The organism is Helicobacter pylori (genome assembly GCF_003637685.1).
Classification (GTDB): Bacteria; Campylobacterota; Campylobacteria; order Campylobacterales; family Helicobacteraceae; genus Helicobacter; species Helicobacter pylori_CJ.
On record NZ_MVWW01000001.1, the window covers coordinates 144,362 to 157,986 of the forward strand.

The window sequence follows — 13,625 nt, forward strand, 5'->3', positions numbered from 1 at the left end:
GGAATGATCCAATCTAGTCTTTATAGAGCCTTAAACAAAGGCTTTGATTATCAAATACTCGCTTGTAAGGATTTTAAAGAAGCCAAGCTCGCTAAAGAAGTCATAAACTATTTTAAGCCAAATATTAAAGCCATTCTTTTCCCGGAGTTTAGGGCTAAAAAAAACGACGATTTGCGTTCGTTTTTTGAAGAATTTTTACAGCTTTTAGGGGGTTTGAGGGAGTTTTATCAGGCCTTAGAAAACAAGCAAGAAGTTATCATCATTGCCCCTATTAGCGCTTTATTGCACCCTTTACCCAAAAAAGAACTTTTAAAAAGCTTTAAAATCACTCTTTTAGAAAAATATGACCTTAAGGATTTGAAAGACAAGCTCTTTTATTATGGTTATGAAATTTTAGACTTGGTGGAAGTGGAGGGCGAAGCGAGCTTTAGGGGGGATATTGTGGATATTTATATACCTAATTCTAAGGCGTATCGCTTGAGTTTTTTTGACACGGAGTGCGAGAGTATTAAGGAATTTGACCCCACCACGCAAATGAGCCTCAAAGAAGATTTGTTAGAAATTGAAATCCCTCCCACGCTTTTTAGTTTGGACGAACCATCTTATAAGGATCTAAAAGCAAAAGTAGAGCAAAGCCCCCTAAATAGCTTTTCTAAAGATTTAACCAGTTTTGGTTTGTGGTTTTTAGACGAAAAAGCGCAAGACTTGCTGAGCGTTTATAAAAGCATCATAAGCCCTAGAGCTTTAGAAGAAATTCAAGAATTAGCGAGTTTAAACGAATTGGATTTAAAGCGTTTCAAATTTTTAAAGGTTTTAGAAAACGCGCAAGGCTATGAAGATTTAGAAATCCATGCGCATGCCCTAGAAGGCTTTATCGCTTTGCATTCAAATCGTAAAATCACGCTCCTAGCCCCCAATAAAACGATTTTAGACAATGCCTTAGGCGCGATTGATGCAAGCCATATTCAATGCGTCATCGCCCCCTTTGTGTTAAATTTTAAAACCCCTGATGAGATTTTTATTTCGCTCAATTCTTTTAAAAGGAAGAAAAAACGCCAAAAATCCAAGCTCGCTTTGAACGAGTTGAATGCGGGCGAGTGGGTGGTGCATGATGATTATGGGGTGGGCGTGTTTTCTCAATTAGTCCAGCACAGCGTTTTAGGGAGCAAGAGAGATTTTTTAGAAATCGCTTATTTGGGCGAAGACAAACTGCTGTTACCGGTAGAAAACTTGCATCTCATCGCTCGCTATGTGGCGCAAAGCGATAGCGTGCTGGTTAAAGACCGGCTAGGGAAAGGGAGCTTTCTCAAATTAAAAGCTAAAGTCAGGACTAAGCTTTTAGAGATTGCAGGCAAGATCATTGAATTAGCGGCTGAACGCAATTTGATCCTGGGTAAAAAGATGGATGTGCATTTAGCGGAGTTGGAAGTCTTTAAATCGCATGCGGGGTTTGAATACACCAGCGATCAAGAAAAAGCCATCGCTGAAATCTCAAAGGATTTAAGCTCTCACAGAGTGATGGATAGGTTATTGAGTGGGGATGTGGGTTTTGGGAAAACAGAAGTGGCGATGCATGCGATTTTTTGCGCGTTTTTGAACGGCTTTCAAAGCGCGTTAGTCGTGCCTACCACTTTATTAGCGCACCAGCATTTTGAGACTTTAAGGACGCGTTTTGAAAAATTTGGCGTTAAAGTGGCTCGTTTGGACAGGTATATTAAAACCAGCGAAAAAAGCAAGCTTTTAAAGGCGGTGGAATTAGGGCAAGTTGATGCGTTAATAGGCACGCATGCGATTTTAGGCGCGAAATTTAAAAACTTGGGCTTAATGGTCGTAGATGAAGAGCATAAATTTGGCGTGAAACAAAAAGAAGCTTTAAAAGAATTGAGTAAAAGCGTGCATTTTTTAAGCATGTCCGCCACGCCTATCCCGCGCACTCTAAACATGGCGCTCTCTCAAATCAAAGGCATTAGCTCTTTAAAAACCCCACCCACAGACAGAAAGCCCAGCCGCACTTTTTTGAAAGAAAAAAATGACGAACTCTTAAAAGAGATTATTCATAGGGAATTACGCCGTAACGGGCAAATTTTTTACATCCATAACCACATCGCTAGCATTTCAAAAGTCAAAACCAAGCTAGAAGAGTTGATCCCTAAGCTTAAAATCGCTATTTTGCATTCCCAGATTAACGCTAACGAGAGCGAAGAAGTCATGCTAGAGTTTGCTAAGGGGAACTATCAGGTTTTATTATGCACTTCTATTGTGGAATCAGGGATTCATTTGCCTAACGCTAACACGATTATTATAGATAACGTGCAAAATTTCGGGCTGGCTGATTTGCACCAATTGAGAGGGCGTGTGGGGAGAGGCAAAAAAGAAGGCTTTTGTTATTTCCTCATAGAAGATCAAAAAAGTTTGAATGAACAGGCTTTAAAACGCTTGCTCGCTTTAGAAAAAAATTCGTATTTGGGTAGTGGGGAGAGTATCGCTTATCATGATTTAGAAATCAGAGGGGGCGGGAATTTGCTCGGGCAAGATCAGAGCGGGCATATTAAAAACATTGGTTATGCGCTCTATACGCGCATGCTTGAAGACGCAATTTATGAATTGAGTGGGGGGAAGAAAAGGCTTGAAAAAAGCGTAGAAATCCAACTTGGCGTGAGCGCTTTTTTAAACCCTGAACTCATTGCAAGCGATAGTTTGAGGTTGGATTTGTATCGCCGTTTGAGTTTGTGTGAGGATGTAGATGAGGTTGGGCAAATCCATGAAGAAATAGAAGACAGGTTTGGTAAAATGGACGATTTGAGCGCTCAATTTTTGCAAATCATTACGCTTAAAATCTTAGCCAACCAGCTTGGCATCCTTAAACTTTCTAATTTCAATCAGAACATCACTATTACTTATAACGATGAAAAAAAAGAAAGCCTGAAAGCCCCAAGCAAAGACGATAACGATATTTTAGAAACCCTTTTGAAACATTTGCGCGCTCAAATTTCTTTAAAACGGCGTTAAAAGCGTTTGATTTTAGCCTCAATTTTGTTATTTTAAAAAAATTATTAAGAGAGTTTGTTGTAAAATAGGGATTTGCTATGCCTTTAGTCGTTAAAAGGTAATTATTCATTAAGGAGTTTTTTAATCATGGCAGATATTCAAAGGCGTGATTTTTTAGGAATGAGCCTTGCTAGCGTTACAGCTATAGGGGCGATAGCGAGTCTGGTAGCGATGAAAAAGACTTGGGATCCGCTCCCAAGCGTTGTTTCAGCCGGTTTTACAACCATAGATGTGGCGAACATGCAAGAAGGGCAGTTTTCCACGGTGGAATGGCGTGGGAAACCGGTCTATATCCTCAAGCGTTCTAAAAAAGAGGGCTTTAATGAAAAGCGCGATTTTAAAATTGGCGAGAGCGTTTTTACCACAGCCATTCAAATTTGCACGCATTTAGGGTGTATCCCCACTTATCAAGATGAAGAAAAAGGCTTTTTATGCCCATGCCATGGGGGGCGTTTCACTGCTGATGGCGTGAATATTGCCGGCACCCCCCCTCCACGCCCTTTTGATATTCCGCCTTTTAAAATTGAAGGCACTAAAATCACTTTTGGTGAAGCTGGGGCTGAATACAAGAAAATGATGGCTAAAGCGTAAGGAGAGTCCAATGGCAGAGATAAAAAAAGCGAAGAATTTAGGCGAATGGCTGGACATGCGTCTTGGCACTAACAAGCTTGTTAAAGTGCTAATGACAGAATATTGGATCCCTAAAAACATCAATTTCTTATGGGCTATGGGGGTGATTTTATTGACCCTTTTTGGCGTGCTTGTAGTTTCAGGGATTTTCTTGCTCATGTATTACAAGCCTGATGCGAAAATGGCGTTTGATAGCGTGAATTTCACCATCATGCAAGAAGTGGCTTATGGCTGGCTTTGGCGCCACATGCATGCCACGGCAGCGAGCATGATTTTTGTCATCATTTATATCCACATGTTTGTCGGTATCTATTATGGCTCTTACAAAAAGGGCCGTGAGATGATTTGGATTAGCGGGATGATTTTGTTTGTGGTCTTTAGCGCCGAAGCCTTTAGCGGGTATATGTTGCCTTGGGGGCAGATGAGCTATTGGGCCGCAGCGGTTATCACTAATTTATTTGGAGGCATTCCTTTTATTGGGGCTGATGTGGTGGAGTGGATTAGGGGCAATTATGTTGTGGCGGATTCCACTTTAACGCGCTTTTTCATGCTCCATGTGTTTTTACTGCCTATTGCGATTATCCTACTTGTTGGGGTGCATTTTTATTCTTTACGCATCCCGCATGTCAATAACCAAGAAGGCGAAGAGATTGACTTTGAACTAGAAGAAAAGAAATTCATTGAAGGCAAGAAAAAAGAATCTAAAGTCATTCCTTTTTGGCCGGTGTTCTTGTCTAAAGATATTTTTGTGGTTTGCGCATTCATGGTCTTTTTCTTTTACTTGGTGTGTTACCACTATGATTTTGCGATGGATCCTATCAACTTTGAAAGGGCTAACAGCCTTAAAACGCCGCCTCACATTTACCCTGAATGGTATTTCTTATGGAGCTATGAAGTCTTAAGAGGCTTTTTCTTTAGCGCTGATTTAGGGCTAATGGCCTTTGGCGTGGCGCAAGTGATTTTCTTCTTACTGCCCTTTTTAGACAGAAGCCCAGTCGTCGCTCCCGCACACAAACGGCCAGCTTTTATGGTGTGGTTTTGGCTTGTAATCATTGATATGATTGTTTTAACGATCTATGGTAAATTGCCTCCGCTTGGGATTGGTAAATACATTGGCTTAGTGGGTTCAATCACTTTTTTAGCCCTTTTCTTTGTGGTGTTGCCCATTATCACTATCGCTGAGAGCAAGAAACAAGGGGGTGTTAGATGAAAGAATTTAAGATTCTAATCATCCTTATTGTGGTGGTAGGCGTGATTTATTATGGGGTTGAGCCTTATGCGCATTCGGTGATGCACCCTAAAGTCGCTCCGGCAGATTTTGCTTTCAAGGATTTAGAGCCGATGGATTTAAAAAATGGCGATGCCAATAAAGGCAAACAGCTTGTAGCCGAAAATTGCACCGCTTGCCATGGCATTAAATCCCAAAACATTCCAGCCCCTATGGACAGCCTTAGCGCGAGCAACTCTTTTGGGGTCGTGCCACCGGATTTAAGCCATGTGGCGGGGGTTTTGAACGCGAATTTCTTAGCCCACTTCATCAAAGACCCCGTGAAAACGGCGAAATTGAGCCATAAGTTCAACGATGAAAGACCCTATCCTATGCCGGCGTTTTCTCAATTTAGCGATAAAGATTTGAGCGATATTGTGGCGTATCTCACTTCTATTTTGCCTAAAAATTTGAGCGATAAGGAAGTGTTTGCGCAAAGCTGTCAAAGGTGTCATAGCCTGGATTATGCTAAAGACAAGGCCTTTAGCGATCCTAAAGATTTAGCCAATTATTTAGGCTCTCATGCACCTGATTTGTCCATGATGATTAGAGCTAAGGGCGAACATGGCTTGAATATTTTCATCAACGATCCGCAAAAGCTTTTGCCTGGCACGGCCATGCCTAGAGTGGGATTGAATGAACAGGCTCAAAAACAAGTCATTTCTTATTTGGAAAAAGCGGGCGATAGGAAAAAGCATGAAAGGAATACTTTAGGGATCAAAATCATGATTTTCTTTGCGGTGCTATCGTTCTTGGCTTACGCGTGGAAAAGAAAAGTTTGGAGCGAAGTGCATTGAATTAAAAAAAGGGGGGGCATGGTTTTATGATTTTGATTTATGGTGGGGTTTAGAATTTCCTTTGATTTAGGCTTTTAAATTAGGGGGAATGATTGGAATTGTATTTTCTAAGCATGACGGCATGATAACAAAGAAAAAACTTATATCAAGTTTGATTGAAATTGATATGAGAAAACTTGCTCAAGTTGCTTAATGCTTTAATGGAGTGGTTTGATGATTTTAGATTCTAAGTTTTTTGTGTTCATTCTTTTTAATGCACTTTCAGCATGCTTTCTCTCTTCAGTGAGTGCCGGCTTTATTTTCAAAGCATTTTTGTATAGTTTTATATGGCTTTTTATTATTTATTATGCGATTAGTTTTATTAAGAACAAGCTCATAACAGAAAGCCTAAAAAGTTTTATATTAGTTTTAGGGATTGTGTTTAGCTGTATAGATATTTTTGGTTCGTATTATTTTCATTTGCCTTTGTCTAATGAGCTGGGTAATATTTTATTCACCACGCATTACAAAGAGAGTTTAGAATTCCTCCATGCTTATGTTTATCCGCACTGGTATTTTGTGATAGGACTTATTTTAATGGCCATAGGTTCTCTAAAACTATTCAGTCTCGTTCCTAATAAACCAATTCCTTTAAAAATGGCTAGTATTTTAAGCGTTTTATTTTTGATTGTAGAGGCGCCACACGCTATAAAAACCATCAAAAAATATAAAGAAGATGAAGCGTTGTTGAACGCTGATGGGACGATGGAATATATTGCTTTGGCTAAAGGAGCGTATTATTTTGGTAGGAATATCAGCAGTTTGAGAGAGAGCAACAACTCCAATCAAGCTTTAGAAAAAGCTTCTTATCCTAAAGATTACTTAGTCAAAAATACAGGAAATATTGAAAATGTGGTGTTGGTTTTTGGCGAGAGTTTGAATAGAAATTTTATGGGTGTTTATGGCTATCAAGCCCCTACAACCCCTTATTTAAGCGCTCTAAAAGAAAAAGGTTCGCTTTTAGCGTTTGACAATGTGATCAGCCCGGCTTTTTATACGGATAAAAGTTTCACAATGCTTTTAACTTACGCCAATAGGGATAATCTCAACCAAAAAGCATGGTATCAATATAAAAATTTAGCCCATATCCTTAAACTGACCGATTATAAAAGCGTTTGGATAACTTCTCAAGGCTATGGACTCATGTGGGGCAATAGCTATTATCAAGTAGCTAAGCATTTTGATACTTATATAGAAAATGATAAGCCTTATGATGAAAACTTAGCCGCTCTTTTCAAGCGCTATTATGATAACGAGAGAGAGTAAAAAGCGTAAAAATTTTGTTGTTTTTCATTTGATTGGCAATCATTTTGAATACAAGAATCGCTTTCCTAAAGAATTTTCCCGCTTCAATCTCAACAACACTTCTTACTTTTCAAAAAACAAGTCTTTGCGGGTTAAAAACAATGCTGATAAGCAAGTTGTAACCGATTATATTAACAGCGTTTATTATAATGATTATGTTTTGCATTCTTTGATTGAATTGTTTAAAGATAAGGATAGTCTCGTTATTTATCTAAGCGATCATGGCGATGACATGTTTGAATCAAGCACTTTTAATACCCATGAATGCTCAAATGCCAGCGTAGAAATCCCATTTTTAATTTATATGAGCGATACATTCAAACAAAAACACCCCCAAATGGTAAAAAGCTTTGAAGAAGCTTTACACAAGCCTTTCATGAGCGATGATTTATTGCACACCGTATTGCCATTAGCAGGAATAATAACCAAAGATTATGAAAAAACGAGGGATTTATTTAATGAGAGTTATAACGATAAACGCACAAGGAAGCCATGCGATAACAAGGTTTATCCCATGAATAAATGAGCGGTATTATCATTGTTTGATCTTTGAGTTTAAAAAAGCAATCAAGCTTTGCTTGTTATGGTATGGGTAAATATTAAAATTGGGATCAACCTAATTCAAACAGATTTTTTCTAATCTGTTCTCTAAGTTTGGCTCCAAATCGCAGAGCCGGCAACTTAAGACTCCTTTTTGGGGTTTGGGTTAAAAAGAGCCTTTTATTTTATCTTAAAGCGGTTTTTCTCCAATGCGTTTTGAATCGCAATAGAGGGCGATAGGTAATTGTAACGCACTAAAATTTCGGTGATTTCTTTAAAAATGGGGGCTGCAATCTTGCTAGCGTAATATTCTTCCTTGCCGTGCGAGCCTAAGATAACCACGCCGATAGTAAAAACCTGCCTTTCATCTTCAGCGAACCCAAAAAAAGAGCTGTTGTAGGACTCTGCGCTATAACTCCCGTTTTTAGCAACCCTAGCCGTGCCGGTTTTGCCCCCTATGTATAGCCCTTCAAATTGAGCGTTTTTGCCGGTGCCATAACGCACCACTTTGATTAAGGTTTCTTTCATTTTCCTGGCACTTTTGGGGCTAATGACTTGAAAAGTGGGTTTGGGGCTAGGGATGTAAATATCGCCATTAGGGGCGGTTTCTCGCTGCACTAAATAAGGGGTGGTCAATTTGCCTTCATTAGAAAACACCGCATAAGCCCTTAAAAGTTGCAAAAAAGTCGCGTTCAACCCATAGCCATAAGAGACGCTCCCCTTTAACACTTCACGCTTGAAAGCGGACAAAGGAGGGATCTTTCCTGTGGTCTCTAAGGATAAGTCAATGCCCGTTTTTTGAGAAAACCCATAGCCTAAAAGCCCGTTATAGAAATCCTCTGGGTTGAGATTTTTACTGATTTTTATCATGCCCACATTGCTAGATTGGATCAAAATGTCTTCAACAACGGCTTTTTTACTGGGGATAAAGTCGTCTTTAATGGTGTATTTTCCTAATTGGTAATAGCCATGGTTTAAATCAATGCGTTCTTTAGGGTTGATCAAATTCTTATCCAACAGCAAGGAATAAACAATGGGTTTAATCGTGCTGCCTGGCTCAAAAACCTTTTCGGCGACGCTCAAATTCAAGCTTTCATAATCGCTGGTTTTAATGGCGTTAGGATTGAAGCGCTTGCTTGAAGCTAGCGATAAGATTTCCCCACTTTTAGGGTTAATGATACCCACTAGGATTTCTTTAGCCCTGAGTTTGTCTTTAGTTTTATCTAATAGGGTTTCAATTTCTCTTTGGAGTTTTAAAGGAATGCTCAAATACACCTCATAGCCATCAAGGCGCTCAACCTCTGTGTAAGAGTGGTTTTGAATAAAGTTAAAACTCACGTCTCTTTTGCCTGTTCTTACGCCATTTTGTTGGGCTTTAAGCAAGTGATCTTGAGATTTTTCAACGCCTTTTTTACCGGTAGTTAAAGTGAGTTTGTCTTCTTCTTGTTTTTGCACATAGCCAATGATTGGCTCTAGGCTATTTTGATAAGGGTAATGCCTAGAAACGCCGCTCACTTCAATGTTTAGCCCTTGTTTTTGCCACACTTTATCGTGCGCGTCTTTGAAATTTTGAAAAACCCCAAAGGTTAAAAATTTCTTATTCAAGTCTCTAATATTAGCGGCCATATTGGGCGTGAGATCATAGGCTAGAATAATATAGCCTTTCGTATTGATGGCGTCTTTTAGGGAGTTTTTAGGGATATTGCTATAAATAGAAAGGAAATCAATGAAAAAATCTTCTTTATCTGGATTTAAAAACCTCGTGTCAAAGCCCAGTTTGAAAAGGGTTTGCGAAGCGGCCAAGCTATAGTTGTCTTGACTATAGATAGTCCCCCTAGCCGCAGTGTCTTGTTTGCTCATCACCAGATTGGGCATGTTGGCTTGGAAAAAAAAAGCTTTTTTAAAAGCCACCATTAAAAAAACGATAAAAAGCAATAAAAAGATTAATGCTGTAACAGAGCCCTTGTATTTTTGGGTTTCTAAAAATCGCTCTGGGTTGAAGTTGGGATCAATGTTTTTATTATCCATGAACGCTTACTTAGAAATGGCGTAGCGTTGGATTTTCACAACGCATGAGAGCATGAATTTTTGATGGTAAAATCTGTTAAAAGGGGGTGTAGCAACAACAAACCCTCTCTTTAAAAAGGACCAAGCGATCATTTAAAGAGAAGCCACTTAAGAAACTAGATCTGCGTTCTTAAAAGCTCTTTATAAGCGCTAATCGCTTTGTTGCGCACTTCAAGCATGAGTTTCATGCTCGTTTCAGCCTTCCCTATGGCGATAGCCGCTTGGTGTAAGTCTTTGATTTGCCCTGTCGCCATGTCGGCTAAGGCTTTATCGGATTGCTCTTGAGTGTTGTTAAGCTCATTGATGGATTGTTTCAAGAGTTTAGAAAACTCCCCACCCTTTTGTTCTTTAAAGGTGCTACCTGATTCTTCTCTTTTAGTCCTATTGTCCGTGTTAAGCTCAGAGAAAGGACTCAATAAGCTTTTATCATTGTGTATGGCTTGCATAGAACCTCCTTAAGCTCTTTTTTAAAAATTTAACTCTATTAAATATTTTATTCATTTCTGTATTCTACTGATCTTTGGCTAATACTACCTAAATTTCCTTATACTACCATAAATTGTTGAAAATCATTCATGTTTGTAACATGCCAATCGCGTTTTGCGCCATGTTTTTAGCGCTTTGAAAGGCTGCAACATTGGCCTGATAGGCTCTAGTCGCTTCCACTAAGTCCGCCATTTCAACCACCGCATTCACATTAGGGTAAGCCACATAGCCTTGAGCGTTAGCATCAGGGTGGCTGGGATCGTATTTCATCAACGGCTCGCTATCATCGCGCACAATCTTATCCACCACCACGCTTGTAATGGGGATTAAGGGGTTATCATCGCCTTCATCTAAGGGGTCTTCATAGGGGGTAATTTGATTGTTTTGAGCGATTTTTTGATTCAAAATCTCATTGAAATCAAAAGCCCTAAACACCGCTTCTTGCCTCCTATAAGGGCCTCCTTCGCTCGTGCGCGTGGTGTTAGCGTTAGCGATATTAGAAGAAATCAAATTAGCCCTTAAGCGTTGGGCGGACAAACCATAACCGCTAATATCAAAAGAAGATAAAAACATGCTTCCCCTTAACTATAAATTCTTGCTGGAATCAATGGCGTAATTGATCACGCCTCGATACTTTTTTAAGGCTGAACTCAAGGCTAAATACATGGTGGAGTTCTTGCCCATTTCACTCGTTTCTATATCTAAATCCACGCTGTTGCCATCATTTTTAGCCAAATGCCCGTCCCTAAAAAAAAGGCTCGCCCCATTTTTAGCGCTATTTTCAAAGTCTAAATGCCTAGGGTTAGTGTGGGCTAAAGGCAAAACTTTACTAGACTGGTTTTCAAAAATTTCTGCTTTTTTCTCCGCTAAAACGCTTTCAAAATCCAAATCCTTTGGCCTGTAAAAGGGGGTATCCACATTAGCGATGTTAGAAGCGATCATATCTTGCCTTAAAGCCCTATAATCTAGCGCTTTATAAACCAATCCAAACGCTTTAGAAAAATCCATCAAAACCCCTTTTTTAAACCCTTGCAAAATTAAAGCATGCAAAAAACATTCCAAAATCAGCCTGTTTCTCATCAAAGAATGCGATCAATTTCAAAGCATGCTTAAGCTTGAGCGATAAGCCAATTCAGAGCCATTATAGTGTAAAATACCCCTAAAATACCTTAAGATAACGCCTATTCAAAAAACCAAAATAAGGAAATCCTAATGACTACAGACAGAAACCTGTTTTTTTGCGCTTCGCTATTGATTTTTTTGGGGGTATTGATGAGCTATTCGCTCTCAACTTACACCACAGTGGTGCTGTATCATTATGGGGAATTCCATTTTTTCATACGACAGCTTTTAAGCGCGATCATGGGGATTGTTATCATGTGGGGGTTGTCTAGGGTTGATCCTAGCAAGTGGTTTAGTCGTTTGGGGTTTTTTCTTCTTTTTATCCCACCATTGCTCATTATTGGCATGTTTTTTTTGCCAGAAAGCCTTTCTAGCAGCGCAGGGGGGGCGAAGCGTTGGATTCGTTTGGGGTTTTTCTCTCTAGCGCCTTTGGAGTTTTTAAAGATTGGTTTCACCTTTTTCCTTGCGTGGAGTTTGTCCCGCACCTTTGTGGCAAAAGAAAAGGCTAATGTCAAAGAAGAACTCATCACTTTTGTGCCTTATTCAGTGGTGTTTGTAGCCTTAGCGATTGGGGTAGGGGTTTTGCAAAACGATTTGGGGCAGATTGTTCTTTTGGGGGCGGTTTTAGCGGTGTTATTGGTTTTTTCTGGGGGGAGTGCGCATTTGTTTGGCTTGATTATTTCAGGGGCGTTTGCGATCAGCGTTTTAGCGATTGTTACAAGCGAGCATAGGATTTTACGCCTGAAATTGTGGTGGTCTAATTTGCAAAACTCGCTTTTTACGCTCTTGCCAGATAAATTATCGAACGCTCTTAGAATAAGCGACTTGCCCGAATCCTATCAAGTCTTTCATGCAGGCAATGCCATGCATAATGGGGGGCTGTTGGGGCAAGGGCTTGGGCTTGGGCAAATCAAGCTTGGGTTTTTGAGCGAAGTGCATACGGACATGGTCTTAGCTGGGATCGCCGAAGAATGGGGGTTTTTAGGGCTATGCGTTTGTTTTATTTTGTTTTCTGTTTTGATTGTTTTGATTTTTAGGATCGCTAACCGCTTGAAAGAGCCAAAATATTCGCTATTTTGCGTGGGCGTGGTGCTGCTCATCAGTTTTTCTTTGGTGATCAACGCTTTTGGGGTGGGAGGAATTCTTCCGGTTAAAGGCCTAGCGGTGCCGTTTTTGAGCTATGGAGGGAGTTCGCTTTTAGCGAATTGTATCGCTATAGGGCTTGTTCTAAGCCTAGCGCGATACACCAAGGGCTAAAAAATACTAGCCCTTTTAAAAAATTAATGCCATAAAAAGGGTTCAATTTCTGCGTCATTCAAATCAAAAACAACCTTATAGTAATCTTTGATCATCGCATTAATATCCACGCCCTTAAAGGCTTCAGGGTGGGCTTTTAAAGCGATATACAAACTAATGAGCGGAGCTCTAGGCCCGCCAATATCCATTGTGGGGAGTTTATAGACTTGTTTGTTTTTGATAGCTTTGATAGTGGAAAACTTAGGGTTGTTTAACACGTCTTCAGGCGTGAGTGGGCTTACCCACCAAATGAAAATGATTTCAGGGTTTTCTTTAACGATTTTTTCTATATTAATATCTGCACGCCCAAATTTGACGTATTTCAAGCCAAAATTGTCTATGCCCCCTTTTTCTAAAATATCCGAGCTAATTGCCTGATGGCCGCTAATCTTGTTGGCTTTATGGAAAAGTTCCACGCCCTTTTTCTTTTTAACGCCCTTCAAACGCTCAGCAATAAAGTCCAAAGTTTCTTGCATTTTGGCGAATTTTTTAGAAGCGTCAACTTCTAAGACCGTGGCTTGAGCTTGCATCGCTTGCATGGCCTCTGCAATCGTTGTCTCTTGGAAAGAAAGAAATGATATCCCAAATTTTTTCGCATGCTCTACCGCTTTAGGGTTGCCCACAAAGGTTACTACAAGATCAGGGCTAAGCTTTTTTAAAAGCTCCACATTCAATGCGGCTGTATGATCAGTACTCATGTGTTTGACTCGTTTAAGATCTTCGCCTTTGAGAGTGGCTTTAACAATGTCGTCTTTAAAAGCGTAATCCGAAACGCCTACAACCCTATTCCAAACGTTAAGCATGGCAGGCACTTCTACATAACTCCCTATATAGGCTATTTTGGAGATAGGAAGCTTTATCGTTTGATCCCCAAAATAATCCTTGACTTTGACTTCTTGTGCTGAAGCGTTGCACACATTCAATAATAATGAAGCGACAAGCGCACCTAAAGAATAAGAAATGAAAGCTTTTTTAAAGCGAGTGACTAACATAACGATCCTTTTTGTATGATTTATAAAGCGATTATA

General features: G+C 39.8%; 12 protein-coding genes and 1 pseudogene. 7 read left to right on the top strand and 6 right to left on the bottom strand.

What is annotated here, in order from left to right; all coding sequences use genetic code 11:
- The first annotated feature begins 3 nt into the window (after positions 1-3).
- From mfd to EAL44_RS08055, 6 genes and pseudogenes are all read left to right on the top strand, one after another.
- Positions 4-3,009 carry a transcription-repair coupling factor gene (gene mfd, locus EAL44_RS00655; protein WP_121073628.1) on the top strand — a complete coding sequence of 1,002 codons (3,006 nt, stop codon included), beginning with the start codon at positions 4-6 and terminating at the stop codon, positions 3,007-3,009.
- Between the two features lie 126 nt (positions 3,010-3,135).
- Positions 3,136-3,639 (top strand): ubiquinol-cytochrome c reductase iron-sulfur subunit, encoded by a 504-nt coding sequence (gene petA, locus EAL44_RS00660; protein WP_000763638.1) that lies wholly within the window; start codon positions 3,136-3,138, stop codon positions 3,637-3,639.
- Between the two features lie 10 nt (positions 3,640-3,649).
- Positions 3,650-4,888: a cytochrome b gene (locus EAL44_RS00665; RefSeq protein ID WP_000807892.1), complete on the top strand. Its 1,239-nt coding sequence runs from the start codon at positions 3,650-3,652 to the stop codon at positions 4,886-4,888.
- Positions 4,885-5,742, top strand: a complete 858-nt coding sequence (locus tag EAL44_RS00670; RefSeq protein ID WP_101000073.1) for a cytochrome c1 — start codon at positions 4,885-4,887, stop codon at positions 5,740-5,742. Before EAL44_RS00665 ends, EAL44_RS00670 begins: the two co-directional genes overlap by 4 nt.
- Positions 5,743-5,955: 213 nt before the next feature.
- A pseudogene (locus EAL44_RS08050) lies at positions 5,956-7,079 on the top strand (sulfatase-like hydrolase/transferase).
- Entirely contained in the window at positions 7,076-7,612 is a 537-nt protein-coding gene (locus EAL44_RS08055) for a sulfatase-like hydrolase/transferase (RefSeq protein WP_340137412.1), read from the top strand. Before EAL44_RS08050 ends, EAL44_RS08055 begins: the two are co-directional and overlap by 4 nt.
- Positions 7,613-7,806: 194 nt before the next feature.
- Here the strand turns inward: EAL44_RS08055 and EAL44_RS00685 are convergent, their stop codons facing one another.
- From EAL44_RS00685 to flgB, 5 genes are all read right to left on the bottom strand, one after another.
- Complete coding sequence (locus EAL44_RS00685) at positions 7,807-9,654, bottom strand: peptidoglycan D,D-transpeptidase FtsI family protein (protein WP_121073636.1); 1,848 nt, start codon at positions 9,652-9,654, stop codon at positions 7,807-7,809.
- 6 nt (positions 9,655-9,660) lie between these two features.
- A complete protein-coding gene (locus tag EAL44_RS00690; protein ID WP_097688847.1) occupies positions 9,661-9,786 on the bottom strand; it encodes a transcriptional regulator in 126 nt (41 codons plus the stop codon).
- Between the two features lie 23 nt (positions 9,787-9,809).
- A complete protein-coding gene (fliE, locus tag EAL44_RS00695; protein WP_001147918.1) occupies positions 9,810-10,139 on the bottom strand; it encodes a flagellar hook-basal body complex protein FliE in 330 nt (109 codons plus the stop codon).
- A 127-nt stretch (positions 10,140-10,266) separates the two neighbouring features.
- Positions 10,267-10,752 carry a flagellar basal body rod protein FlgC gene (flgC, locus tag EAL44_RS00700; protein WP_000480116.1) on the bottom strand — a complete coding sequence of 162 codons (486 nt, stop codon included), beginning with the start codon at positions 10,750-10,752 and terminating at the stop codon, positions 10,267-10,269.
- Between the two features lie 12 nt (positions 10,753-10,764).
- Positions 10,765-11,187, bottom strand: a complete 423-nt coding sequence (flgB, locus tag EAL44_RS00705; protein ID WP_000347750.1) for a flagellar basal body rod protein FlgB — start codon at positions 11,185-11,187, stop codon at positions 10,765-10,767.
- 204 nt (positions 11,188-11,391) lie between these two features.
- On the opposite strand from flgB, the gene EAL44_RS00710 reads away from it, so the two are divergent.
- A complete protein-coding gene (locus EAL44_RS00710; protein WP_121073639.1) occupies positions 11,392-12,558 on the top strand; it encodes an FtsW/RodA/SpoVE family cell cycle protein in 1,167 nt (388 codons plus the stop codon).
- A gap of 23 nt (positions 12,559-12,581) precedes the next feature.
- Here EAL44_RS00710 and EAL44_RS00715 read toward each other — a convergent pair whose 3' ends face one another.
- Positions 12,582-13,589, bottom strand: a complete 1,008-nt coding sequence (locus tag EAL44_RS00715; protein ID WP_121073642.1) for an ABC transporter substrate-binding protein — start codon at positions 13,587-13,589, stop codon at positions 12,582-12,584.
- Positions 13,590-13,625 lie beyond the last annotated feature (36 nt).

What these genes read in the sequence shown, in the direction of transcription:
- mfd (WP_121073628.1), top strand. Translation starts at nt 4, where the DNA reads ATGATCCAATCTAGTCTTTATAGAGCCTTAAACAAAGGCTTTGATTAT.
- petA (WP_000763638.1), top strand. Translation starts at nt 3,136, where the DNA reads ATGGCAGATATTCAAAGGCGTGATTTTTTAGGAATGAGCCTTGCTAGC.
- EAL44_RS00665 (WP_000807892.1), top strand. Translation starts at nt 3,650, where the DNA reads ATGGCAGAGATAAAAAAAGCGAAGAATTTAGGCGAATGGCTGGACATG.
- EAL44_RS00670 (WP_101000073.1), top strand. Translation starts at nt 4,885, where the DNA reads ATGAAAGAATTTAAGATTCTAATCATCCTTATTGTGGTGGTAGGCGTG.
- EAL44_RS00685 (WP_121073636.1), bottom strand. Translation starts at nt 9,654, where the DNA reads ATGGATAATAAAAACATTGATCCCAACTTCAACCCAGAGCGATTTTTA.
- EAL44_RS00690 (WP_097688847.1), bottom strand. Translation starts at nt 9,786, where the DNA reads ATGATCGCTTGGTCCTTTTTAAAGAGAGGGTTTGTTGTTGCTACACCC.
- fliE (WP_001147918.1), bottom strand. Translation starts at nt 10,139, where the DNA reads ATGCAAGCCATACACAATGATAAAAGCTTATTGAGTCCTTTCTCTGAG.
- flgC (WP_000480116.1), bottom strand. Translation starts at nt 10,752, where the DNA reads ATGTTTTTATCTTCTTTTGATATTAGCGGTTATGGTTTGTCCGCCCAA.
- flgB (WP_000347750.1), bottom strand. Translation starts at nt 11,187, where the DNA reads ATGGATTTTTCTAAAGCGTTTGGATTGGTTTATAAAGCGCTAGATTAT.
- EAL44_RS00710 (WP_121073639.1), top strand. Translation starts at nt 11,392, where the DNA reads ATGACTACAGACAGAAACCTGTTTTTTTGCGCTTCGCTATTGATTTTT.
- EAL44_RS00715 (WP_121073642.1), bottom strand. Translation starts at nt 13,589, where the DNA reads ATGTTAGTCACTCGCTTTAAAAAAGCTTTCATTTCTTATTCTTTAGGT.